23 protein-coding genes and 1 pseudogene are annotated in these 23,880 nt (G+C 69.4%); 13 read left to right on the top strand and 11 right to left on the bottom strand.

Translation table 11 applies throughout. The features are described from left to right. Window positions 1-180 precede the first annotated feature (180 nt). The 3 genes from IO24_RS0121040 to IO24_RS0121030 all read left to right on the top strand — a co-directional run bounded on the left by IO24_RS0121040 (window position 181) and on the right by IO24_RS0121030 (window position 3,709). Complete coding sequence (locus IO24_RS0121040; RefSeq protein WP_078899067.1) at window positions 181-1,293, top strand: LacI family DNA-binding transcriptional regulator; 1,113 nt, start codon at window positions 181-183, stop codon at window positions 1,291-1,293. A 277-nt stretch (window positions 1,294-1,570) separates the two neighbouring features. Next, on the top strand, window positions 1,571-2,659 hold the full coding sequence (locus tag IO24_RS0121035; RefSeq protein WP_107062989.1) for a metallophosphoesterase: 1,089 nt from the start codon (window positions 1,571-1,573) through the stop codon (window positions 2,657-2,659). A gap of 183 nt (window positions 2,660-2,842) precedes the next feature. After that, window positions 2,843-3,709 carry a membrane protein gene (locus IO24_RS0121030; RefSeq protein ID WP_031137708.1) on the top strand — a complete coding sequence of 289 codons (867 nt, stop codon included), beginning with the start codon at window positions 2,843-2,845 and terminating at the stop codon, window positions 3,707-3,709. Window positions 3,710-3,782: 73 nt separating this feature from the next. On the opposite strand, the pseudogene IO24_RS47650 reads toward IO24_RS0121030, so the two are convergent. After that, window positions 3,783-3,857: pseudogene (locus tag IO24_RS47650) on the bottom strand (thiamine biosynthesis protein ThiC); the annotation flags it as partial. Window positions 3,858-3,885: 28 nt separating this feature from the next. On the opposite strand from IO24_RS47650, the gene IO24_RS0121025 reads away from it, so the two are divergent. Then, a complete protein-coding gene (locus IO24_RS0121025; protein ID WP_234335174.1) occupies window positions 3,886-4,392 on the top strand; it encodes a DUF4240 domain-containing protein in 507 nt (168 codons plus the stop codon). 182 nt (window positions 4,393-4,574) lie between these two features. Here IO24_RS0121025 and thiC read toward each other — a convergent pair whose 3' ends face one another. Then, window positions 4,575-6,377: a phosphomethylpyrimidine synthase ThiC gene (gene thiC / locus IO24_RS0121020; RefSeq protein WP_031137706.1), complete on the bottom strand. Its 1,803-nt coding sequence runs from the start codon at window positions 6,375-6,377 to the stop codon at window positions 4,575-4,577. Window positions 6,378-6,631: 254 nt separating this feature from the next. Between thiC and IO24_RS0121015 the strand changes: the two genes are divergently transcribed. Then, the gene (locus tag IO24_RS0121015) at window positions 6,632-8,308 is read left to right on the top strand and encodes a YibE/F family protein (protein WP_078899069.1); all 1,677 of its coding nucleotides are present in this window, start codon (window positions 6,632-6,634) and stop codon (window positions 8,306-8,308) included. A gap of 209 nt (window positions 8,309-8,517) precedes the next feature. Here the strand turns inward: IO24_RS0121015 and IO24_RS0121010 are convergent, their stop codons facing one another. From IO24_RS0121010 to IO24_RS0120995, 4 genes are all read right to left on the bottom strand, one after another. Then, a complete protein-coding gene (locus IO24_RS0121010) occupies window positions 8,518-8,952 on the bottom strand; it encodes an SsgA family sporulation/cell division regulator (protein WP_031137704.1) in 435 nt (144 codons plus the stop codon). Window positions 8,953-9,050: 98 nt separating this feature from the next. Beyond that, the gene (locus IO24_RS0121005) at window positions 9,051-9,785 is read right to left on the bottom strand and encodes an IclR family transcriptional regulator (protein WP_267886816.1); all 735 of its coding nucleotides are present in this window, start codon (window positions 9,783-9,785) and stop codon (window positions 9,051-9,053) included. A gap of 319 nt (window positions 9,786-10,104) precedes the next feature. Next, a complete protein-coding gene (locus tag IO24_RS0121000) occupies window positions 10,105-10,317 on the bottom strand; it encodes a DUF5326 family protein (RefSeq protein WP_020271174.1) in 213 nt (70 codons plus the stop codon). Window positions 10,318-10,481: 164 nt separating this feature from the next. After that, window positions 10,482-10,799, bottom strand: coding sequence for a cupin domain-containing protein (locus tag IO24_RS0120995; protein ID WP_030849987.1), 318 nt, complete (start codon window positions 10,797-10,799; stop codon window positions 10,482-10,484). A gap of 60 nt (window positions 10,800-10,859) precedes the next feature. On the opposite strand from IO24_RS0120995, the gene IO24_RS0120990 reads away from it, so the two are divergent. From IO24_RS0120990 to IO24_RS0120970, 5 genes are all read left to right on the top strand, one after another. Then, complete coding sequence (locus tag IO24_RS0120990; protein WP_031137702.1) at window positions 10,860-11,237, top strand: phage holin family protein; 378 nt, start codon at window positions 10,860-10,862, stop codon at window positions 11,235-11,237. Window positions 11,238-11,243: 6 nt separating this feature from the next. Next, entirely contained in the window at window positions 11,244-11,735 is a 492-nt protein-coding gene (locus IO24_RS0120985) for a low molecular weight protein-tyrosine-phosphatase (protein ID WP_031137701.1), read from the top strand. After that, a complete protein-coding gene (locus tag IO24_RS0120980; RefSeq protein ID WP_234335175.1) occupies window positions 11,732-13,063 on the top strand; it encodes a cystathionine gamma-lyase in 1,332 nt (443 codons plus the stop codon). The genes IO24_RS0120985 and IO24_RS0120980 overlap by 4 nt, the downstream gene beginning before the upstream one ends. Before the next feature lie 197 nt (window positions 13,064-13,260). Next, window positions 13,261-14,166, top strand: coding sequence for a LysR family transcriptional regulator (locus tag IO24_RS0120975; RefSeq protein ID WP_031137699.1), 906 nt, complete (start codon window positions 13,261-13,263; stop codon window positions 14,164-14,166). 198 nt (window positions 14,167-14,364) lie between these two features. Further along, window positions 14,365-14,847, top strand: a complete 483-nt coding sequence (locus tag IO24_RS0120970) for an NUDIX domain-containing protein (protein WP_031137698.1) — start codon at window positions 14,365-14,367, stop codon at window positions 14,845-14,847. Between the two features lie 9 nt (window positions 14,848-14,856). Here the strand turns inward: IO24_RS0120970 and IO24_RS0120965 are convergent, their stop codons facing one another. Further along, on the bottom strand, window positions 14,857-16,482 hold the full coding sequence (locus IO24_RS0120965) for a globin domain-containing protein (protein ID WP_425274858.1): 1,626 nt from the start codon (window positions 16,480-16,482) through the stop codon (window positions 14,857-14,859). Window positions 16,483-16,976: 494 nt separating this feature from the next. On the opposite strand from IO24_RS0120965, the gene IO24_RS0120960 reads away from it, so the two are divergent. Further along, on the top strand, window positions 16,977-17,840 hold the full coding sequence (locus IO24_RS0120960) for a GNAT family N-acetyltransferase (RefSeq protein ID WP_031137696.1): 864 nt from the start codon (window positions 16,977-16,979) through the stop codon (window positions 17,838-17,840). Window positions 17,841-17,911: 71 nt separating this feature from the next. On the opposite strand, the gene IO24_RS0120955 is transcribed toward IO24_RS0120960, so the two are convergent. Both IO24_RS0120955 and IO24_RS0120950 read right to left on the bottom strand, forming a co-directional pair. Next, complete coding sequence (locus IO24_RS0120955; RefSeq protein WP_031137695.1) at window positions 17,912-18,334, bottom strand: GlcG/HbpS family heme-binding protein; 423 nt, start codon at window positions 18,332-18,334, stop codon at window positions 17,912-17,914. A 67-nt stretch (window positions 18,335-18,401) separates the two neighbouring features. Then, window positions 18,402-19,610, bottom strand: coding sequence for an MFS transporter (locus IO24_RS0120950; RefSeq protein WP_031137694.1), 1,209 nt, complete (start codon window positions 19,608-19,610; stop codon window positions 18,402-18,404). A gap of 142 nt (window positions 19,611-19,752) precedes the next feature. On the opposite strand from IO24_RS0120950, the gene IO24_RS0120945 reads away from it, so the two are divergent. Together IO24_RS0120945 and IO24_RS0120940 are read left to right on the top strand one after the other, a co-directional pair. Further along, the gene (locus IO24_RS0120945) at window positions 19,753-20,217 is read left to right on the top strand and encodes a MarR family winged helix-turn-helix transcriptional regulator (RefSeq protein WP_031137693.1); all 465 of its coding nucleotides are present in this window, start codon (window positions 19,753-19,755) and stop codon (window positions 20,215-20,217) included. A 66-nt stretch (window positions 20,218-20,283) separates the two neighbouring features. After that, window positions 20,284-20,736: a GNAT family N-acetyltransferase gene (locus tag IO24_RS0120940; protein ID WP_031137692.1), complete on the top strand. Its 453-nt coding sequence runs from the start codon at window positions 20,284-20,286 to the stop codon at window positions 20,734-20,736. Between the two features lie 59 nt (window positions 20,737-20,795). Here IO24_RS0120940 and IO24_RS0120935 read toward each other — a convergent pair whose 3' ends face one another. Both IO24_RS0120935 and dnaB read right to left on the bottom strand, forming a co-directional pair. Next, window positions 20,796-22,181 (bottom strand): serine hydrolase domain-containing protein, encoded by a 1,386-nt coding sequence (locus tag IO24_RS0120935; RefSeq protein ID WP_031137691.1) that lies wholly within the window; start codon window positions 22,179-22,181, stop codon window positions 20,796-20,798. 72 nt (window positions 22,182-22,253) lie between these two features. Next, window positions 22,254-23,735: a replicative DNA helicase gene (gene dnaB, locus IO24_RS0120930; RefSeq protein WP_031137690.1), complete on the bottom strand. Its 1,482-nt coding sequence runs from the start codon at window positions 23,733-23,735 to the stop codon at window positions 22,254-22,256. Window positions 23,736-23,880: the final 145 nt, after the last annotated feature.

Here is a 23,880-nt window from a genome sequence, read left to right as displayed (position 1 = left end):
CGCAACATCGGCCACTTGGCAGGCTCGTGCGCGCCGACAAGACACGTAGTGCCATGGGAGCGCCCAACGCCCTTGTTTTCCAAACCAATTGAGGTTAAATGATCATGCAGAAACGTGCCTGTCAACGCGTGCATATGCGTCCGCACTACCCCACCGCATGAGCCCTACTATCGGCTCGCCATGACAGCAGCAGGGAAGCACCAGGTGAGCCGCGCGGAAACCTCACGGCGAGGCAGTCGGCCGGGTCGGGCCGGAATCAGAGACGTGGCCGCCGCCGCCGGAGTCTCCATCACGACCGTCTCCGACGCCCTCAACGGCAAGGGGCGGCTCCCGGACGCCACCCGGCGCCATGTCCGGGAAGTCGCCGACCGGCTGGGCTACCGGCCCTCGGCCGCCGCACGGACCCTCCGTACCGGCAAGTCGGGACTCATCGGCCTGACCGTGACCACGTACGGGGATGAACCTTTCACCTTCACGGAGTTCGCGTACTTCGCGGAGATGGCCCGGGCCGCCACCTCCGCCGCGCTCGCCCGCGGCTACGCCCTCGTCATCCTGCCCGCGACCTCGCGCCACGACGTGTGGTCGAACGTCGCCCTGGACGGCACGGTCGTCATCGACCCCTCCGACCAGGACCCGGTCGTCAGCGAACTCGTCCGGCAGGGCCTGCCGGTCGTCTCCGACGGCCGCCCGGCCGGTGCGCTGCCGGTCACGGCCTGGGTCGACAACGACCACGAGGCCGCCGTCCTCGGCATCCTCGACCACCTGGCCGACGCCGGCGCCCGCCGCATCGGCCTGCTGACCGGCACGACGACGGACACGTACACCCACCTGTCGACCACCGCGTACCTGCGCTGGTGCGAGCGCGTGGGCCAGGATCCGGTGTACGAGTCCTATCCGGCGCACGATCCCTGCGCGGGCGCCGTGGCCGCCGACCGGCTCCTCGCCCGGCCCGACCGGCCCGACGCGGTCTACGGACTGTTCGACCCGAACGGCACCGACCTGCTCGCCGCCGCTCGCCGCTACGGCCTGCGCGTCCCCGACGACCTGCTGCTGGTCTGCTGCAGCGAGTCCACGGTGTACGCCAACACCGAGCCGCCCATCACCACGCTCTCCCTGAAGCCGCGCCGCATCGGCACGGCGGTGATCCAGCTCCTCATCGACGCCATCGAGGGAGTGGAATCCGACCGACCGGTGGAGCAGGTGATACCGACGGAGCTGATCGTGCGCACCTCGTCCCAGCGGCGCCCGCCGCGCACGACGGTCAGCCCACCGCGATCACCCGAGGAGACGTAGGCCCGCCTCCGGGTAAAGGGGAGGTCGCACTCCTGGGGAGAAACAGGGCCGGTCCCCCGGAGAGAAGGGATCGTTCTCGCGAAGAGCGGAAGAGCGAGGACGGTCCCACGGTGGTCAAAGCCCGGCTCAATCGGGGCGAAAGCCGCAGTGAACTGGACTCTTGCTCTGATTCACCACCCCTGGGTCATCACATGGCGCGATCCGCATTCCTATGATGGGCCCACGACACCCGCGGGCCGCTACGACCAGGCAGTCCGATGCGGTGCAACGCGGCGCGATGGTGGAGGGGTCGATGACTCAGGGGGCCGGTCAGGGACCCGAGGTGGAGCGGACGGCGACGTTGCGCGACTTCCGGGTGCCCGCGTACGTCCATGAGACCGGTCCGTACGTCCACAGCGCCCACCCCGGCGACGTAGCTCCGCCGCCCGAGGAGACCTACCCCGAGGGGTACACGCCGACCCAGCGCGACCTTCCCGTCGTCAACCGGGGCGACACTGTCCAGGTGACCGTGGAACCCGAGACCGCCGCCCCACAGGCCAGCACCGGGCAGGGCCCGCTGTACGTCGTGGGTGACGTGCACGGCTACCTCGACCAGCTGGTGTCGGCCCTCCAGGAGAAGGGCCTGCTCGACACCGCCGGGAACTGGTGCGCGGGCACCGCCCGGCTGTGGTTCCTCGGCGACTTCACCGACCGCGGCCCGGACGGCATCGGCGTCATCGACCTGGTGATGCGGCTGTCCGCCGAGGCCGCCGCGGCCGGCGGCTACTGCAAGGCGCTCATGGGCAACCACGAGCTGCTGCTGCTGGGTGCGAAGCGGTTCGGCGACACGCCCGTCAACTCCGGCGCGGGCACCGCCACCTTCCAGGCGGCCTGGCTGCTCAACGGCGGCCAGAAGACCGACATGGACCGTCTCCAGGACCACCACCTGCAGTGGATGTCGCGCCTGGACGCCGTCGAGGAGGTCGACGGCCACCTGCTCGTCCACTCCGACACCACCGCCTACCTCGACTACGGCCGCTCGATCGAAGAGGTCAACGACACCGTCCGCGAGACGATCACGCGCAACGACGCGGACGAGGTCTGGGACCTGTTCCGCAAGTTCACCAAGCGGTTCTCCTTCCGCGACGAGGGCGGCGCGGAAGCCGTGCGCTCCCTGCTCGATACGTACGGGGGCGCCCGTATCGTTCACGGGCACAGCCCGATTCCGTATCTGCTGGGCGAGGCCGGCTCCGAGGACGACGAGGAAAACCGCGACCCCGTGATCGAGGGACCGCACGTCTACGCCGACGGACTCGCCATCGCGATGGACGGCGGCGTGACCATGGCCGGAAAGCTGCTGGTCCAGCAACTGCCGTTGGATACGTGAACGTTCACCGGACAGGCGTTCCCCCTCGGAGGACGGGGCCGGTGAGGGGTCAATTTCGGTAAACCCCCTGTCACCGCATACCGTCACCGCTCTACCATCGGCTTATCCGTAGCAGGCTCCCCTCCGTTTCTGCCCGACGGCTCGTCAGCATGCCGAGCCCCAAGCCCTACGGAGCATCGGGGGATGCACATGAACAGCGTTCCGCAGCACCTGCTGAGCGAGGACCGCCAGGAATACGAGCGGATCCTCGATGAGGCGCTGCGCTCCGCACCACACCGTCCCGAACTGGCCGCTGTCGGACAGCGGCTCAACGCCGAACAGCTGCGCACCATGGCGCTGAACGCGACCGCGCTCATCACGGCGGCCGCGTCGACCGAGTACCAGCACTACGTCAAGGTGCGCGACGAACTGCGTCAGCCGGCGTCGGCCGGTTCGCCGGCCGTGCGCGAGTCCGGTTCCGCCGAGCCGGGTACGGTCGCGTCGGGGATCGCCGCCACCATGGGCGGGGTCACCGAGACCGCCGGCGCGGGCGCCGTCGCCGTCGTCGCCGTCCTCGCCCCCGTCCTGGCCGGAACCGCCGCGGCGATCTTCCTGCTCGTCGGCTACATCCTGCAGATGCTCGACCCGGAGCAGGGGTTCGCCCGGACCATGCTCACCACAGGCTGGGTGTTCGGCGCCGTGACCGCGGTCGCGATCCTCATCGCCGCGGTGGGGCTGCTGCTCACAGCCCTGCGCAACAAGCCCACGGCCGAAGGCGGGCCGTACGGCGAGCTGCGGGGCGAGGTGGCCCAGGCCAAGGAGGCCTGGAACGAGGCCCTGCTGGAACGCGGCATCCTGCCCTTCCTGCGGGAGGCCCTCGTCGATCCCGGCGCGGCCGCCGCGCTGCACCACACGCCTTCGTCCACGCCGGTCAGCCGCATGCCGCACCTCGGCTACGGCCGTCCGGGGTTCACCAGCCCGGACGACGGCGACCGCGGCTCACGCCCCAGCTTCAGCAGCCCGGACTACTCGAGCCCGGACTTCGGAGGGCCGGAGCACCAGCCGGAGTAACCGCCGGAGCGTCCGAGCAGGCACCTCCCACAGGCCGGGGGACCATCGCCCCCCGGGCCTGTGCGCGGTCGGCTCAGTCCGCGATGGGCAGGTACACGCGGTTTCCGCTCGCCGCGAACTCCTTCGACTTCAGGGCCATGCCCGAGTCCGCGCGTTCGTCGGCCTCCATCTCTGGCGTGCCCTTCGACGAGGCCCTGGTGGAACTGCTCGCCGGTAGCCCTCCGCAGGAGATCCTTGAGTACGCCGAACGGTTCGATGAGGTACACGACGCTCTGTACCGCTGGGACGTCTGGGCTGCGGCGTACCTCATCGGCGGCGGCTGCTCCGACGACAGCTTCATGGACTTCCGAGCAGGAGTGATCGCGCTGGGGCGAGGCTGGTACGAGCGCACGGCTCTTGATCCGGACAACCTCGCCGAGCACCCCGCTGTCATCGCAGCCGCGAGCGCCCACCGCGACGAGGCACTGTTCTACGAGGACGTGAACTACGCCGCCGTCGGCGCCTTCGAACGCCTTACGGGAAACCCGGATGCCTTCTACGAGGCTTGGGCCGGGTACCGGTCAGTTGCTCATCAGGACGTCGATGCAACAGATATGGGTGAAGACTTCGACTTCGACGACGCAAGCGAGATGTATCAGCGGCTGCCCCGTCTGGCGAGGCTCTATCTGGGAACCGGCGACTAGATGGAGTCGAACTCCAGGAATCGGCATAAGAATCGCCCCGGTCCACGACCAGCGGACTGACGTCGTCGTCCGGCCCCGTCAACAGACGCTCTGCCAGAGAGCACGTAGGCAGGTCCGTGCCTTCCAGCCGGACAGAACGGCCCACGACTCCACGAGCCGCAGGCCGTTCCACACGGCTCCGATTAATCCGCCAGCGGCAGATAAACCCGGTTCCCGCTCGCCGCGAACTCCTTCGACTTCTGGAGCATCCCCTCGGCAATCTCCTCGGGCGAGGCCCCCTCAGCCGCCGCACCACCAAACCGCTCTGTGATGCTTTGGCTAATCTTCATGCTGCAGAACTTGGGACCGCACATCGAGCAGAAGTGAGCCGTCTTGGCCGGCTCCGCGGGCAGGGTCTCGTCGTGGAACTCCCGTGCCGTGTCCGGGTCGAGGGCCAGGTTGAACTGGTCCTCCCACCGGAACTCGAAACGGGCGTCGGACAGCGCGTCGTCCCACTCCTGCGCACCCGGGTGTCCCTTGGCGAGGTCGGCTGCGTGGGCGGCGATCTTGTAGGTGATGACGCCGGTCTTGACGTCGTCACGGTTCGGCAGGCCCAGGTGCTCCTTGGGCGTGACATAACACAGCATCGCCGTGCCCCACCAGGCGATCATCGCGGCACCGATGCCGGAGGTGATGTGGTCGTACGCCGGCGCGACGTCCGTGGTCAGCGGGCCGAGCGTATAGAACGGAGCTTCATCGCAGATCTCCTGCTGAAGGTCGATGTTCTCCTTGATCTTGTGCATCGGGACGTGGCCCGGGCCCTCGATCATGGTCTGCACGTTGAAACGCTTCGCGATCCGGTTGAGTTCCCCGAGCGTGCGCAGCTCCGCGAACTGTGCCTCGTCGTTGGCGTCCGCGATCGAGCCGGGCCTGAGACCGTCCCCGAGCGAGTACGTGACGTCGTACGCGGCGAGGATCTCGCAGAGCTCCTCGAAGTTCTCGTACAGGAACGACTCCCTGTGGTGCGCGAGGCACCAGGCGGCCATGATCGAGCCGCCGCGGGAGACGATGCCGGTCTTGCGGTTCGCCGTCAGCGGCACGTACGCCAGGCGCACGCCCGCATGGACCGTCATGTAGTCCACGCCCTGCTCGGCCTGTTCGATGACCGTGTCCTTGTAGATCTCCCAGGTCAGCTCCTCGGCCCGGCCGTCGACCTTCTCCAGGGCCTGGTAGAGCGGCACGGTGCCGATGGGGACGGGGGAGTTGCGCAGGACCCACTCGCGCGTGGTGTGGATGTTGCGGCCGGTGGACAGGTCCATGACCGTGTCGGCGCCCCAGCGGGTCGCCCAGGTCATCTTCTCGACCTCCTCCTCGATGGAGGACGTCACCGCCGAATTGCCGATGTTCGCGTTGACCTTCACCAGGAACCGCTTGCCGATGATCATCGGCTCGATCTCCGGGTGATTGACGTTGGCCGGCAGCACGGCCCGCCCTGCGGCGATCTCGTCGCGCACGACCTCGGGCGACACGTTCTCCCTGATGGCGACGTACTCCATCTCGGGCGTGACCTCTCCCCTACGGGCGTACGCGAGCTGCGTGACCGCCTGTCCGTCCCTGCCGCGGCGCGGCTGGCGTGGGCGGCCGGGGAAGACCGCGTCGAGGTTGCGGAGGCCGCCGCGGGGCGAGGTGTGCTTGATGCCGTCGTCCTCGGGACGGACAGGGCGGCCCGCGTACTCCTCGGTGTCACCGCGGGCGATGATCCAGTTCTCGCGCAGCGGCGACAGGCCCCTGCGGACGTCGGTGTCGACGAGCGGATCGGTGTACGGGCCCGACGTGTCGTACAGCGTGACCGACTGGCCGTTGGTGAGGTGCACCTGACGGACCGGCACGCGCACGTCGGGGCGGGTGCCCTCGATGTACGCCTTGTGCCAGCCGATGGACTTTCCGGCCTCCTCGGACTTCTCGTCCTGAACGGAGGCAGGCGTGCGTGCGTCCTTGCTGGTCATGAGACCTACTCCCTACGCCGGCATTACCCGGTAACAGGTTCGGCGGTCGACGCAGCGGTTTCCGTCCGGCGACGTTTCGTGTGAAACATCACTCGACTCCGGCGATGTTTCATGTGAAACATCGCTGGGACGGAGGTCAGCGCCCTCTCAGCCCGGTGCTCCGAGCTCCCGCGTGTACAAAAGGTGCCTCCACGCTAGCGGCAATTCTGGCGCGGTGAACAGAGGGCCCCCCTCGTTCTTGCGATGATCGGTCGGTGACCACGACGCAGCGTCCTCCCTACCCACCGCCCGAGCCGCCCCGCGGATCCGGCCCCGGAAACGGCAACAGCCGTGGTGACGGCCATGATTTCGCCGCCGGAGGCGGGCAGGGGCAAGCCACCGGGCAGGGCCCTGGGCCCGGGTACGGGCGTGACGCGCGTTTCGGCCCCGCGGGCGGTGGTGAGTACGGGCCGGGCTCCGGTGGCGGCCCGGGTGATGGTTCCCCCACCGGAGGGCACGGCCCCGGCCGGGGCTCCGGTGACGGGCAGGGGCCCGGTGGAGGCGACGGGCAGGGCCACGGTCGCGGTGGAGGTCAGGGAGATGGCCACGGCGGAGACGACGGGCACGGGCCCGGCCCCGGTTCCGCCCCGGGCGGCGGGCACGGGCATTCGCACAGTCACGGTCCCGCCACGCCCGTCTCCCTGCATCTGCGCAAGATCATCGCGGCGATCCTGATCCCGTTCGCCGCGGCGGTGCTGATCGGCCTCGCCGTGCTGTGGCCGGGCGGCGCCCCGTCACACGAGCGCACCGGCGTCGGCTTCGACCGGCAGACGCAGGATGCCTCGGTCACCAAGGTGGTCGAGGTGAGCTGCAAGGAGGCCGGCGCTTCGGGCGTCCCACCGACCGGCGACACCTCCACCGCCGAGGGTTCCTCCGCCGTGCAGCAGGAGCAGGGCACCTGCAAGCGCGCGACGATCCGGGTCGACAGCGGCGACGACAAGGGCCGTACGTTCACCGAGATCGTCCAGCCCGACCAGTCCCGCCAACTGCACGAGGGCCAGAAGGTCGTGGTCGCCTACGAGCCCTCGGCGCCGAAGGACCTGCAGTACTCGGTCACCGACATCAACCGTCGTCTGCCCATGGGGCTGCTCGCCGGCATCTTCGCCCTCGCCGTCGTGGTCGTCGGGCGGCTGCGGGGTGTCATGGCGCTGGTCGCCCTGGCCATCAGCTTCATGGTGCTCAACTTCTTCGTCCTGCCCGCGATCCTGCAGGGTTCGAACCCCTTGGTCGTGGCGGTGGTGGGCGCGAGCGCCATCATGCTCATCGCCCTGTACCTCTGTCACGGTCTGTCCGCCCGGACATCGGTGGCGGTGCTCGGCACCCTCATCTCGCTGTTGCTGATCGGCATCCTCGGCTCGGTGTTCATCGACTGGGCCGCGCTCACCGGCAACACCGACGACAACACCGGCCTGATCCACGGCCTCTACCCGACGATCGACATGAGCGGTCTGCTGCTCGCCGGCGTCATCATCGGCTCGCTGGGCGTGCTCGACGACGTGACGGTCACGCAGACCTCGGCGGTCTGGGAGCTGCACGAGGCCAACCCGTCGATGGGCTGGCGCGGGCTCTACCGCGCGGGCATCCGGATCGGCCGCGACCACATCGCCTCGGTGGTCAACACGCTCGTCCTCGCTTACGCGGGTGCCGCGCTGCCGTTGTTGCTGCTGTTCTCGATCGCGCAGAGCAGTGTGGGGACGGTCGCCAACAGCGAGCTGGTGGCGGAGGAGATCGTGCGCACGCTGGTCGGTTCGATCGGCCTGGTCGCCTCGGTGCCGGTCACCACCGCCCTGGCGGCGCTGGTGGTGTCGGCCGACCGTGCCGGCGCGAAGCCCGCTGTGGAGGCCTCTGCGGCCCCCGCGCGCGGCGGGAGGGGCCGGCGCCGCAAGCGCTGACGCCTCTGCGCCGGAGGCGCCTGCGGGGGCCTCGGGCCCCGAGGTAGGCGCCCCGGCCTCCGGCGCGTTGTCCCCGAGCGTCTCGGCCTCGACCGCCTCCGACCGCGAGAAGATCGCCCGGTCATAGGAAGATCGCAGGAAGAAGCGTTCCTGCACAGTTCGGCGGCACCCGGCGAAGCGTTACTCCACCGTGCCGCCGGGCGCATGACTCAACCAGCGCCCTGCTCGGCGAGGATGCGGTCCAAGGCCTCGTCGAGGTGCGCGTCGAAGTCGGCGAGCGAGCCCTCCTGGCCCAGCGGCACCAGCTTGTCCGTACGGTCGAGGAAGGCGACGAGCGGTGCCGTCGACGACCGGAACAACGCCTGGTCGCTGCCCACCTGAAGCCGGATCAACACCTCGCCCAGCGTGTCGGGTTCGACGGGCGTGACCCGCACATCGCCCTCCCCGCACGGCCGGCCGACCCCGTCGATCAGCAACTCCCGCCCGAAAGCCCACGTCACCGGGGCGTCACCGGGCAAATGGAACGTCAGCCGGACGGCATAGGGATCACTGGACTCATAGCGCAGCTCCACCGGAATGCGGAAGGAGAGCTCCTCGGACACGAGAAAGCTCATCATGACCTCTGCTTGCACGGACTCGCGCATCGATAACCCCGTCATTCGCCGTGACTGGCCGGGAACGAACCTCTGACACTTGGTGGAATCTTGCTGAACGTACACAGCAGATCACAAGGAGTGAGTTTTCACATACTGATAGAGAGCGCCAGCGAGCCGAGCAGCCGCCCGATCTCGGTCTGCAACTGCCGTGCCGCGGGCAGCAGCCGGTCGGCCTGGTGTGCGGGCAGCGAGATGGCCATCGTCGCGGCCGTGGTGCCGAGGGTGAGCGGAATCGCGGCGCAGACCGTGCCCAGGGCGTACTCCTGACGCTCGGTCACCGGTTCCATCCGCCGCATCCGCTCCAGCCGCCTCAGCAGGCTGTGGTTGTCGCGCACCGTGTACGGCGTGAGGGGCTGCACCGGGTAGCGGTCGAGGTGGTCACGGCGCGCTTCCTCGTCCAGCTGGGACAGCAGGCACTGCCCGATGGCGTGCGCGTGCCCGGTCTCGCGGAAGTCGGCCCACTCCTCGACGGCCGGATTGCCCGGGGTGTCGGAGACGCACATGACCTCGATCTCGCCCTCGCGGTACACCGCGTAGTACACGGGCACGCCCAGGACGTCCCGCCACTGCGCGAGCGCGTCGACGACAGTGCTGCGACGTTTCTGCCGCGCCCCGCTGCTGCTCAGCCGCTCGGCCGCCTCGCCGAGGAAGAACAGGCCCTTGTCCCGGCGTAGATAGCCCTCGTGCACAAGCGTGCGCAGCAGGTGGTAGGTCGTGGGCAGCGCCAGCCCGGTCTCACGGGCCAGTTGTTTGGCGGGGGCTCCGTACTCGTGTACGGCGACGGCCTCCAGCAGGCGCATCGCGCGCTGTACGGATCCGATGAGGGTCGGCGGAGGCGGTGGTGCGGAGGGGGGCGGTGGCCCTGAGGGGGCCGCTGAGCGGGGTTGTGCGGGGACGGTGTGGAGGTGGACGGGTGCGGTGTCAGCCGGGACCAAGGGTCTCTCCCGAAGCGCGAGGGGGCAGACCGTGCGGAGGAACACGGGTGGGGTGTATGCCGCTCACGGGGAAGTCCCCGCGTCGGGTTCCGGACTCTATTCGCCTGCCACCGCACGCAGACGTCCCGGACGGGAAACTTCCCTCGCCCGAGGGAACCGGTGATTGCAGGTGTTTCCCGCTACCCCCACCGGTTTCCCTCCGGTCTCACCAGTCGCTGCGCGACGAGGAGCTCGACGTGAACTTCCGTACGACGTAGATCAGTCCACCGACCAGTGCCACGAAGACCAGCACCTTGAACAGCAGTCCGATGACGAACCCGACCACACTGGCGATCAGCCCGCCGAACACGACCAGGGCGATGACCGGCACCGCGATCCACTTCACCCACCACGGCAGTCCCGTGAAGATCTCTCGCATCGCCCTCGTCCTTACCTCTCCGCCCGTTCGAGTGCCGGGTCCCGTCAGTACTTCTGGATCTCTGATGTCCTGCACTCGATGCTAGGTCCGGGACGGGGCGGACGGGGGCCTTACACCCCTTGTCCTCCCCTGACCGAACCCCTAGGGAACCCCGAGGCGGTCCGTCACCTCTCGGGCGGAGAGAAGACCACCAGCACCCTCAGGTCCTCGGTGATGTGGTGGAACTTGTGTGCGACACCCGCCGGCACGTAGATCACGCTGCCGCGTGCCACCTGGGTCGTCTCCAGGCCGACGGTGATCGCGGCACGGCCGCTCACAATGAAGTAGACCTCGTCCTGATTGTGCGGTTTCTGTGGATCCTGGTCGCCCGCGTCAAGGGCGTACAGACCGACCGACATGTTCTGCTCTCGCAGAAACTGCAGGTAGGCGCCCTCGTTGGCGGCGCGCTCCGCCTCCAGTTCATCCAGCCGGAATGCCTTCATCGCCTTGTCCGCCCCTGCCTCTTGTGCCCATGTCCGATCAGGTCTGCCACGATCAGACACATGAAGAATTTCGTAGTCAAGACGGTCGCCAACGCGGGTGCCCTGGCGGTCGCCGTATGGCTGCTCGACAAGATCACCCTGACCGGTGACAGCACGGGTAAAGAGATCGGCACCCTGATCATCGTGGCGCTGCTCTTCGGCCTGGTGAACTTCCTGGTCAAGCCCATTGTGAAGCTTCTCAGCCTGCCGCTGCTGATACTGACGCTCGGCCTGTTCACGCTGGTCGTCAACGCGCTGATGCTGCTTCTCACGTCGTGGCTGGCGGACAAGCTCGACCTGAGCTTCCACGTGGAGGGCTTCTGGACGGCCGTCCTGGGCGGCCTGATCATCTCGGTCGTCTCCTGGGCGCTGCACGTCATCCTGCCCGACGGGGACTGAGCAGACATGACATACCGCGTCTGCTTCGTCTGCACGGGCAACATCTGCCGTTCCCCGATGGCCGAGATCGTCTTCCGTGCGCGGGTGGCGGAAGCGGGTCTCGACGGGCTGGTGGAGGTCGACAGTGCCGGCACGGGCGGCTGGCACGAGGGCGACGGCGCCGACCCGCGCACGGTGGCCGTCCTGGAGGACAACGGTTACGCCGGCGGCCACACGGCCCGGCAGTTCCAGTCGTCCTGGTTCTCCCGCCTCGACCTGGTGATCGCCCTCGACTCCGGCCACTTCGGGGCCCTGCGCCGCCTCGCGCCGACGGAGCAGGACGCGGGGAAGGTCCGGCTGCTTCGCTCGTACGACGCCGCCGCCGGCGACGACCTCGACGTACCGGACCCCTACTACGGGGGCCTGGACGGCTTCGAGGAGTGTCTTGAGATGGTGGAGGCGGCGAGCACCGGTCTGCTCGCCGCCGTGCGTGAGGATGTGGAGGGACGAGCGGCATGAGCGATTCCGCGACGGGCGACGCGGGCGAGGCGTCGGGCGGCTCGGCCCGGGCGACGGCCGACGCGGACCAGGTGAGGGACGCCACGAGCCGGGTGACGGGTGCGGCAGACCAGGTGACGGGGGCCGTGGACGACGTGACGGACGCCGTGGGCGAGGTGACGGGGAAGGTAGCCGGGGTTACGGGCGTCGAGGGCCGGACGACCGCGGGCGCCGGTGACGGCACGCGCGCGGTGCGGGCCGGGCTGCCCGAGCCGGTCAAGCACGAGCCCACCCTGCCCGGCCCGGTGTTCGCCGCCCACTTCCATCTGCCGGGCGACCCGACCGGCCCCTACACCTACGGGCGCGACGAGAACCCGACCTGGACGCTGCTGGAACGCGCCGTCGGCGAGCTGGAGGCGCCCGGCCAGGACGGTGCCGAGACGCTCGTCTTCGCCTCGGGCATGGCCGCGATCTCGGCCGTGCTGTTCTCCCAGCTGCGCACCGGCGACGTGTGCGTCCTGCCCGACGACGGCTACCAGGCGCTGCCGCTGGTCCGCGCTCAGTTGGAGGCGTACGGCATCGAGGTGCGCACCGCGCCGACCGGCGGCGACGCCCAGCTCGACGTCCTCGACGGCGCGAGGCTGCTGTGGATCGAGACCCCGTCGAACCCCGGGCTCGATGTGTGCGACATCCGGCGGCTCGCCGAGGCGGCACACGCGCGTGGTGCCCTGGTGGCCGTCGACAACACCCTCGCCACTCCGCTCGGCCAGCGTCCGCTGGAACTCGGCGCGGACTTCGCTGTGGCCAGCGGTACCAAGCAGCTCACCGGCCACGGCGACGTCCTCCTGGGCTACGTCGTCGGCCGGGACGCCGAGGCCATGGCCGCCGTACGCCGCTGGCGCAAGATCGTCGGTGCGATTCCCGGGCCCATGGAGGCCTGGCTCGCGCACCGTTCGATCGCGACGCTCCAGATGCGGGTCGACCGGCAGAGCGCGACGGCCCTGGCGGTCGCCGAGGCGCTGCGCGAGCGGCCCGAGGTGACGGGGCTGCGTTACCCGGGGCTTCCCGACGACCCCTCACACGAGATCGCCGCGCGTCAGATGCGGCGCTTCGGGTGCGTGGTGTCGTTCACGCTGCCCTCCCGCGCGCGTGCCGACCGCTTTCTTGACGCGCTGCGGCTCGTGGACGACGCGACCAGCTTCGGCGGGGTGCGGTCCACGGCCGAACGGCGGGGACGCTGGGGCGGGGACGCGGTGCCGGAGGGCTTCATCCGCCTGTCGGTCGGCGCCGAGGACCCGGAGGACCTGGTGGCGGATGTGCTGCGCGCGCTGGACGCGTCGACCGCCTGACCATCCCCACGGACGGTCCGAGCCTCCCCCCTCGTGGCTCGGACCGTCCACCGGTTCCGCGCGCAAGAACCGCGCGACCAAGGCTAGTTGACTCTCTGTCAGTGTCCAATCACGGTAGCGACAGAGACCTATCGACTTATTTATAGTTGGGCACGGCCGGAGGCAGGGAGCGAGGGCCGAAGAGGGGAGTGTGTGCGGTGGATCTGGCCTTGCTGCGGACCTTCGTGACCGTGCACCGGGCCGGCTCCTTCACTCGCGCCGCCGCCCTGCTCGGTCTCTCCCAGCCCGCCGTCACCTCGCAGATACGGACGCTGGAGCGGCAGCTGGGCCGCCCCCTCTTCCTGCGGCAGGCCCGCGGCGTGACCCCGACGAGCATCGGCGACGAACTCGCCCACAAGGCCGCGCCCCATCTCGACGCTTTGGTGGAGATCACCGAGACCGGCCTCGACGACGACTCCTCCTTACGGACGCTGCACCTCGCAGGTCCTCCGGAGTTCACCGCCGAACGAGCCCTGCCCGCCCTCACGGAGCTGACCGGCGAGGACGGCCAGGGCTTCGCCTTGCGCGCCTCCTTCGGGAACGCGGAAGAAACGCTGGAAGGGCTTTCCGCCGGGCATCACGATCTGGCCATCAGCACGGCCCAGCCGCGCGGTGCCCTGCTCACGGCGACTGCGCTCTGCGACGAGGAGCACGTCCTGGTCGCCGCCCCGCGCTGGGCCGAACAGATCGGCACCGGGCGGCCGGACCGCACACCGGAACCGGCCCTCGAGAAGGTGCCCGTGGTGGAGGTGCACGAGTCGCTGCCGTTCGTCTCCCGCTACTGGGCCGCCGTCTTCGACTCACACCCGGCCGCCCCGGGCACCGTGATCGTCCCCGACCTGCGCGCGGTCCTGGCCTGCGCGGCCGCCGGCGCCGGCCTGGCGGTGCTGCCCCGCTATCTGTGCGCGTCGGCGCTGGAGCGGGGCGATGTCGTCGCCCTGCACGAGCCGGCGGTGCCGCCCCTGCGGACGTACTTCCTGGTGGTCCGTACCGGGACGCTGGCGATGCCCCATATCGCGCGGGCTCACGAGTGGTTGCAGCAGGCCTCGGCCGACTGGTGCTGAGGCCCTCCTCGGCCGGTGCCGGGCTGCTGTGACGGGTTTCCGGGGGCGCCTCTGCCTGAGTTCTGGGCGTGCCCGGTGTGAGTTCCGGGGGCGCCCGGCCTGGTTTCCGGGGCGCTCGGGACAGTGCCTCACTCTGGGAGCTCGGCCGGTGACGTTTCGCGATGTTTCACGTGGAACCAGCCGGGCCACATTTCACTCATGACCGTCCGACCCGTGGTCAAGCGCACCGCCCGCGCCGTTCTGCTGGACGGTACCGACCTAATCTTGATCAAGCGCACCAAGCCCGGCGTGGATCCCTACTGGCTCACCCCCGGCGGCGGGGTGGAGCCCAACGACTCGACCGTCGTCGACGCCCTGCACCGTGAGGTGTACGAGGAACTCGGCGCGAAGATCACCGATGTGGTGCCCTGCTTCGTGGACACCATGGAGCACATCGGGGAGGACAGCGGCGCGACCGGCGTGAAGGTGCAGCACTTCTTCGTCTGCCGTCTGGAGTCCATGGACCCCTCGCTGCGTCACGGCCCCGAGGTGGACGAGCCGGTCGGCGAGTACGAGATCGTGCGTGTGCCCTTCACCCGGGTCGGTATCGCCTCCGTCCATCTCGTGCCGCTGTCGCTGCGGCACTACCTGGACGGCAACATTGAGGGCGTACTCGCGATGCACGCGCCCGACCTGGGCTGAGACTTCTGGTCAGCTTCCGGCCGCGACCAGTTCCTCGACGGAGTCGTGCCGTATGCGGTCCGACGGGATGCCGCTGTCCCTCAGGGCGTCCACACCGCTGCGGATCATCCCGGGCGGGCCCGAGAGGTAAGCGTCGAACTCGTTCCAAGGACCGTAGGCGCGTATCGCGTCCGGCAGCTGCTGCTGCGCCTGCTGGTCGATGATCGCGCGGACCGAGAGCCAGGGGTGGCTCTGCTGGAGGCGGAGCATGGTGTCGATGTCGTACAGGTCGTGGTCGGTACGGGCGCCGTAGAAAACCTCGACCGGCCGGCGGTCACCGTGTTCGGCGACATCCTCGACCAGGGCCTTGATGGGCGCGATGCCCGTGCCGCCGCCCAGGCAGAGCAGGCCGCTGTCGGTGGTGTGGTCCACGGTCATGGAACCGGTGGGCGGGCCGAGCCGGATGATGTCGCCGGGGCGAGCGCGGTGCACCAGAGCGTTGGAGACCCAGCCCGCCGGGACGGCCTTCACGTGGAACGACAGCAGACCGTCGGAGCGGGGCGCCGAGGCGAAGGAGTAGTGGCGCCATATCCGGGGCCACCAGGGCGTCTCCAGGCTCGTGTACTGCCCGGCGAGGAAGGGATACGGCTGGTCGGGGCGGACGGTGACGACCGCGACGTCCGGGGTTCTCAGGTCGTGCGTGACGATCTCGGCGTACCACCAGGCCGGAGCGCGCAGTTCGTCCGCGGCCGCCGCGTCGATCATGACCTGGGAGATCGTGGTGTAGGTCCGGACCCAGGCCGCCTCCATCTCCGCGTTCCAGACCCCGGTGGCGTACTTGCTCAGCGCGCCGATGAGGCACTCACCGACAGCCGGGTAGTGCTCGGCCCGTGTCCCGTACTTCCGGTGCCCACGGCCGAGGTTCTGCAGGTAGTTGACGAGGACGTCCTTGTTGTCGATGTGCTCGGCGGCCGTGAGCAACGCCCTGAGCAGCCGGTCCCGCTGGGTGTCCATCGCGGCCGGGAACAGCGATCGCAGGTCGGGGTGGCGGACGAAGAGCAGGGCGTAGAAGTACGACGTGACCTTGTCGGAGACCGGGGCGACCTCGGCCATGGCACGGCGGATGAGCAGGGCATCCGTGGATTCCGCTCCGGCCGGGGCGCTGGCGGCCTCTCCTGGGGACGACACCGGCGCGTGCCGCTGTGCGGATGGCTGCTGCTCGGCAGGGGCAGTGGGGGGCGGAGCCAGGGTGGAGGCAAAGGGCGCCGGGGTGAGCGCTGTGGGTGCGGGACCTGGCGACGAGGCGGTGGCCGGGCTCGAGGCCGCGGAAGACGGGGCGTGCTGTGCGACTGAAGGGGCGGACGTGGTCATCGCGTCCGGGCGTTCACGCCCGAGGTCCGGCCCGCCGGTATCAGCGCTGCCGGGTACCGAGGCCGGTGACCCGGGTGGGTCGCCCTCCGGCGCATCCGGGGTGGTCGCGGGCCTGCCCACCGGGCGTATCACGGCCGGTCGGCGCCCTTCCGCCGTCGCGGGGTCGCTGTCCGGCGCCGTCGTGGGGTTCTTGCGGGGTGTGAACCAGCCGCCCCCGCCGCCAGAAGTGCCGTTGTCGGCCGACGTGGTGGTCGGAGCGTCCATGGTGTGCCTCGCCTCGAGCATCTTTCGGTCGGTCTGCGCACTTCCTGGGTTGGAAGATGCCTGCTTTCCCCCGTGGACGGTCTGCGTTCCCCTCCTTGTCGCGCCAATGCGACCACATTCAACCCGGACTTCAGCTCTGTACGGACAAGTAGGGCGAGAGTGTGACATTGGACGCAGTAACTCTCATGGAGTTTCCTGCACTCGGCCCACACGAGGTGGGCCGGCTCGTCCCTGACACGAACCGGAGTCGACCCTACCGGCCACCGTCGCGCACACAAGTCCCCCCTTCCCTCCTCACGAATGCGGGCACGACGCGCATCATCGAGTCTGTCAACTACGGGACAAGAAAACCCTGTTCCAGGCCACGATCGGACACCTGGTGTTCTTACGTGTTTCACGTGAAACATCCAGCAACGGCCCACACCCTGTACGGGCGGCGACAACTGGCCAAAAGCTCGTATGTCTCCGCGGAAAGAGGTGGACGTCAAGGGCCCTCGTCGGACAGCCTGACCTGCGTGCCGACTCCTTCTCTTGCCTCATTGCCCATCCGTCGTCTGACGCTCCGCGATCAAGCCGCCTGCGCCGACTTGTCCGAGGACCGGGGGTGGCCACGGGAGGAGCACAAGTGGGGCTTCCTCCTCACAGCCGGAAAGGGATACGGCATCGACGACCCCGACGGGGGCCTGATGAGCGCCTGTGTCGTCACCGAGTACGGACCGCAGGCCCCCGCCCTCGCCGCGATCGGCATGGTCCTGGTCGCCGGACGGCACGCTCGGCAAGGCGTGGGACGCCGGCTGATGCACCATGTCGTCTCAGCGAGGGGCACCACACCTGTCACTCTGCACGCGACGCCCCATGGCAGCCCTCTCTACGAGGAGCTCGGCTTCAAGGTCACCGGCCGGGCAGAGATGGTCCTCGGGCGCTTCGTTCCCGGCGGGCCTGAGCCGAGGGTCGCCACCCGCGCCGCGACCGCCGAGGACCTCACTGCGATCCTCCGGCTCGACGAGCAGGTGTTCGGGGCCGACCGCACCCACATCATTACCCGGCTCCCCGCCTTCGCCGACCAGTTGCGTGTGGCCGAGGAGGGCGGGCGGATCATCGGGTACGCGGGTGCGTGGCCCAACATGGACACCCACGTCGTCGGCCCGCTCATCGCACGCGACACGTCGGTGGCGCAGGCACTCATCACCTCTCTTGCCGCCCACACCGACCGTCCGCTGCGCACCGACATCGATGTGCGGCACGAAGAGCTCCTCGCGTGGGTGAAGGTCCGCGGCCTGAAGTCCGTCGCTTTCAACTCGGTGATGTCCTACGGGATCACCGAGTTGCCCGGAGACTGGCGCCGGCGGTTCGCGCCGGTCACAGTCGCGGCGGGCTGAGGAGCCTCGATACGACGACGCCGGCTCCCCACAGCTAGGGGAACCGGCGTCGTCGCGCGGAGGGGGACTGGTCAGGCGAGGGTCTCCACGGCGGCCGTGGCGAAGCCGTGGTCCTGCTCCGGGGCACCGCCGCCGACGCCGATCGCGCCGATCAGGCGGCCGTCGCGGTGCACCGGTACGCCGCCGGCGATGAACAGCAGCGGCCGGTCGAGCGCGGTCGGCAGTGTGTGGAAGAGGCCTCCGGGCTGCACCGCGTCGACGAGGTCTGTGGTGGGCGCGTTCAGCTGGAGGGCCGTGTAGGCCTTGCGGGTGCTGGTCTCGCCGGAGATCAGCACGGCGCGGTCGTCCCGCCGGAAGGCGAGCAGATGGCCGCCCGCGTCCAGGACGGTGACGCTGACGGTGACGCCCGCGGCCTCGGCGGCACGGTGGGCCGCGGAGACGAGGGCGTCGGCGTCCTGAGTGGTCAGCGGGGCAACGGCGGTGGTGGTGCTCATGAGGGGGTTCTCCTGGAAGACGTGCTGTGGTGCTGGGACATGAGGCCGTTCGGAGTGGCCGCGTTGCTCAGTGGTGGACAGCGGCTCGCTGCCCGGCCGGTGCGGAACCCGTGACGACGGTGCTTGGACCGCCGGCACGACGCTCCAGGGCGGCCGAGAGGAAGGCCAGGACCAGGGCTCCGGCGGCCAGGGCGGCACCGACCCAGTTGGGGGCGGTGTAGCCGAGGCCCGCCGCGATCACGATGCCGCCGAGCCAGGCGGACAGGGCGTTGCCGAGGTTGAAGGCGCCGATGTTCACGGCGGAGGCCAGGGTCGGGGCGCCGTGCGCCTGGTCGAGGACCCGCTTCTGGAGCGGCGGCACGGTGGCGAAGCCCAGGGCGCCGATCAGCGCGATGGTGATCGCCGACAGCAGCTTGTCGTGGGCGGTGAGGGTGAACAGCGCCAGGACGACGGCCAGGGCACCCAGGGAGACGTAGAGCATGGGCATCAGGGCGCGGTCGGCGAACTTGCCGCCGACGAGGTTGCCGCCGACCATGCCGAGGCCGAAGAGGACCAGCAGCCAGGTGACGGAGCCGTCGGCGAAGCCTGCGACGTGGGTCATCATCGGCGCGACGTAGGTGATGGCCGCGAAGACACCGCCGAAGCCGAGGACGGTCATGGCCATCGCGAGCAGCACCTGCACGTTCTTGAAGGCGGCCAGCTCGTGCCGCAGGCGCACGCCCTCCGCCTTGGGCATGTCGGGCACGAGCCGGGCGATGCCCGCCAAGCCGACGACGCCGAGGGCGGCGACGATGCCGAACGTGACCCGCCAGCCGACGGTCTGCCCGACGAGCGTGCCCAGCGGGACGCCGACCACGTTGGCGACGGTCAGACCGGTGAACATCATCGCGATGGCTCCGGCCTTCTTGTCCGGGGCGACGAGGTCGGCCGCGACGACCGAGCCGATGCCGAAGAAGGCGCCGTGGGCCAGCGACGCGACGATCCGGCCGATCAGCATCACGGAGAAGGCCGGGGCGAGGGCCGAGAGCAGGTTGCCGACGATGAACAGGCCCATCAGCAGCATCAGCATCCGCTTGCGGGAGATCTTGGTGCCGAGCACGGTCATCAGCGGGGCGCCGAACATGACGCCGAGCGCGTAGCCGGTCACCAAGTACCCGGCGGTGGGGATGGAGACCCCGTAGTCACCCGCGACCTCGGGCAGCAAGCCCATGATCACGAATTCCGTCGTTCCGATCCCGAAGGCCCCGATCGCGAGGGCCAGAAGCGCGAGAGGCATGGAGGGGTTACCTTCCCAAACGATTGCAGGAGCGCTTTGCGTGCGTCCACAATAGTTGCAGACGCGGGCTATATGCAACCGCCGTCAATTGCGGTTCTGCTCTATCCTGGGTGGCAGCCGCTCCGGGACGGAGGAAACGCCAATGACAGCGACGGACCCCGCGCTCACCGCTCTCGCCCAGAGCTGGTGCGCCCTCTCGCTGCTCCACGGGAGGATCGAGGCCCACATCGAGCGCGCCCTGCAGGCCGGGCACGACCTCAGTGCGCGTGAGTACTCCCTGCTGGACGTGCTCAGCCGGCAGCACGACGGGGACGGAGGCCATCTGCAGATGAAGCAGGTCGCCGACGCGGTCGTCCTCAGCCAGAGCGCCACCACTCGCCTGGTCAGCCGGCTGGAAGACCGCGGTCTCCTGGAGCGCTACCTGTGCCCGACCGACCGCCGGGGCATCTACACAAACGTCACCGAAGCGGGCCTCGAGCTGCTGGAAGCGGCGCGGCCGACCAATGACGCCGCCCTGCGCGAGGCCCTCGATGAAGCGGCGAAGAACCCCGAACTGGCCCCGCTGGTCCGGGTCGTGGAGACGCTGAAGGCTCCGGTGCCCGCCTAGGGCGTCCGCGCCGGACATCCCGCGTGCGGCGTCTTCGCACCGGCCGTCTCTGCGTAGGGTGCGTCCATGGGAGATCTTGAGATACGTGCCGCCGCTGCCGACGACGTCGCGGCGATCGTGGCCATGCTCGCGGACGACCCGCTGGGCGCGCAGCGCGAGTCACCGGATGACCTCGCCCCGTACCTGGCCGCGCTGGAGCGGCTCAGCGCCGACCCGAACCAGCGTCTGGTCGTGGCGGTCCGGGACGGCCGGGTGGTCGGCACGCTCCAGCTCACGATCATTCCCGGGCTTTCCCGACGCGGTGCCACCAGGTCGATCATCGAAGGGGTGCGCATCCACGCGGACGAGCGCGGCAGCGGCCTGGGAACACAGCTCATCGAGTGGGCGATCGGCGCATCCCGGGACCAGGGATGTCAGTTGGTCCAGCTGACCTCCGACAGGACGCGCACCGACGCCCACCGCTTCTACGAGCGGCTCGGGTTCACGGCCTCCCACACGGGCTTCAAGCTCTCACTGTGACCGACATGCGGGGGGCGCCCTGTTTCACGTGAAACAGGGCGCCCCCCGCATGTCACCGCCTAACCGATGCCGCGCCATCCCTCAGGGTCGATCCCGCCCGGCACAGGAGCCCCCTCGTCGTACGGCTGACGCGTGAACACGAACGAGCCGAGGTCCAGATGGCTCACGGCCCCCTCCGGCCGCCGTACGGCCTTCAGGAGCTCACCGACGTAGTAGCCCTCCAGCCCCGTCCATGTGCCGTCGCCGTTCGGGCGGAACCGTGAGCGACGGCCGCCGCCGGACAACGGCCCCAGTGAGACGAGCCCGTCGGCCGTCAGCCGCAGGGCGAAGGCGTGCGTCCCCCAGTACCACTGTCCCGTCAGCTCCAGCAACGACGGGTCGAGGTCAGTCAGCGGCTTCCACGGTGCCGGGATGCGCGGTTCCGCCTCGGCGACGATGCGGACCAGGTCGGCGGCGACGGGGAACAGCAGTGGGCCGGAAGTGGCGTTGGCCAGGGCGATCGCCGCCACGTCGTCATCGACGCTGATCATGAGGCAGGCGAGGAACCCCGGCAGCGAGCCGGTGTGGCCGACGAGGGACCGTCCGTTCCGTCGCCGGATCTCCATGCCCAGACAGTAGGCGTAACCGCTCGCCACGTCCGCCGCCTCGTGGGGCGCGGCCGGTGTCCTCATCTCCCGCAGCGACTCGGCACTCAGCACCTGCTCGTCGCCCTGGACCAGGAAGACAGCGAACCGCGCCAGGTCACCGGTCGTCGACCAGAGCTGACCGGCCGGTGCCATACGCCCCAGGTCCTCGGTGGGCTCGGGAAGCATCACATCGGCCCAGGGATGCACGGCCCAGCCACCCGCATGGGGCGCCTGAGGTCGCGCGCTCGTGCGATGCAGTCCCAGGGGTTCGAGCACTTCACGCCGAAGGACGTCCTCCCAAGAAGCCCCGCGGAGCTTCTCGATGAGTGCACCGAGCAGCGCGTATCCCGGGTTCGAGTAGTGGAACCGGCGGCCGGGCGGGGTCAGCAGGGGCCGCTCACCCAGCACGTCGTCGAGTTCGGGCCGCAGGGATCCAGGGCTCCGCTCCCACCACGGCCCCGGTGTCTCGGCCGCCAGCCCACCTGTGTGCGCGAGAAGTTCGGCGACGGTCGCCTCCCCCACGCCGGTGCCCGGCAGATGCTTCTCGAGCGGATCCCCGAGATCCAGTGCGCCCTCGTCGCGCAGCCGTAGCACGAGAACCGCCGTGAAGGTCTTGGTGATCGAGCCGATCCGGTACTGCACGTTCTCGTCCGGCGCGTGCCCTTCCACCGAGGTGCGCGCGCCCGTCCATACCGTCGTCCCGTCTCGCACGACGGCCGCGACGAGCGACGGAACCCGCCCTTCGGCCTGCGCGACCGCGATCCGGTGCAGCAGAGCACGACGGGTGCCGGGAAGCAGCTCTCCCTGAGATGTCGTCATGGGCCCAGTCCACCCGGCCCGGCATCCCCTCGTCGAGCACATTTGGGCAGGAGTCCGAGAGGTCGGGGCGGATCAGGTCTGCGCCATGTCCACGAACCGCGAGTAGTGACCCTGGAAAGCGACCGTGATCGTCGCCGTCGGACCGTTTCGGTGCTTGGCCACGATCAGGTCGGCCTCGCCGGCACGCGGGGACTCCTTCTCGTAGGCGTCCTCGCGGTGCAGCAGGATGACCATGTCGGCGTCCTGCTCGATGGAGCCGGACTCACGGAGGTCGGACACCATCGGCTTCTTGTCCGTGCGCTGCTCGGGACCACGGTTCAGCTGAGAGAGCGCGATGACCGGGATCTCCAGCTCCTTGGCCAGCAGCTTGAGGTTACGGGACATGTCCGAGACCTCCTGCTGACGGCTCTCGGCCCGCTTGGAGCCGCCCGACTGCATCAGCTGGAGGTAGTCGATGACGACCAGCCTGAGGTCGCTGCGCTGCTTGAGGCGGCGGCACTTGGCACGGATCTCCATCATCGACAGGTTCGGCGAGTCGTCGATGTAGAGCGGGGCAGCCGAGACGTCCGGCATCCGCCGGGCCAGGCGCGTCCAGTCCTCGTCCGTCATCGTGCCGGACCGCATGTGGTGCAGGGCGACCCGGGCCTCGGCGGACAGCAGACGCATCGCGATCTCGTTGCGCCCCATTTCGAGCGAGAAGATCACGCTCGGCAGGTTGTTCTTGATCGAGCAGGCCCGAGCGAAGTCCAGCGCGAGCGTGGACTTGCCCATGGCCGGACGCGCGGCGATGACGATCATCTGGCCGGGGTGCAGGCCGTTGGTGAGCGAGTCGAAGTCCGTGAACCCCGTGGGAACGCCGGTCATCTCACCGCTGCGCGAGCCGATCGCCTCGATCTCGTCGAGCGCGCCCTCCATGATGTCGCCGAGCGGCAGATAGTCCTCGCTCGTGCGCTGCTCGGTGACCGCGTAGACCTCTGCCTGGGCGCGGTTGACGATCTCGTCGACGTCGTCGTCGGCCGCGTATCCCATCTGTGTGATGCGCGTACCGGCCTCGACCAGGCGGCGCAGAACGGCCCGCTCGTGGACGATCTCCGCGTAGTACGCCGCGTTGGCCGCCGTCGGAACCGTCTGGACGAGGGTGTGCAGATACGAGGCCCCGCCCACCTTGTTGATCTCGCCGCGCTTGGTGAGCTCGGCCGCGATCGTGATGGGGTCGGCCGGCTCGCCCTTGGCGTAGACGTCGAGGACGGCCTGGTAGATCGTCTCGTGAGCCGGCTTGTAGAAGTCGTGGCCCTTGAGGATCTCGACGACGTCGGCGATGGCGTCCTTGGACAGGAGCATGCCGCCGAGGACGGACTGCTCGGCGTCGATGTCCTGTGGCGGTACCCGTTCGAACGCCGGGGCCGAGCCTCCGTCCCACGTCCCGTTGTCCCTGCCCCGCTCATGCTGTTCGTCGCGGCCCCGGGCTCCGTCACCACGTCGGCGGGAGGCGGGCAGACGATCACTGGGACCGCTGTCGGCCCACGGGTCGTCCAAGGGCTCGGAAATGCTCACCGAGCCACCTCCTCCCGTCCGCCGAAGCAGACCTAGCCGTGCCCCTCTGTTCTTACGGCACGGCACTGACAAATAAGAGGCCCAACTCCGGTTAGCGCGCGCCGGTTTTGTGGCGTTCTGAAAACCGGCGGACGGAGCGGGCGCC

It is taken from the genome of Streptomyces flavovariabilis, assembly GCF_000725785.1.
GTDB lineage: Bacteria > Actinomycetota > Actinomycetes > Streptomycetales > Streptomycetaceae > Streptomyces > Streptomyces hawaiiensis.
The sequence above is the reverse complement of the archived record's forward strand: the minus strand, read 5'-3'. Positions and strand labels throughout refer to the sequence as shown.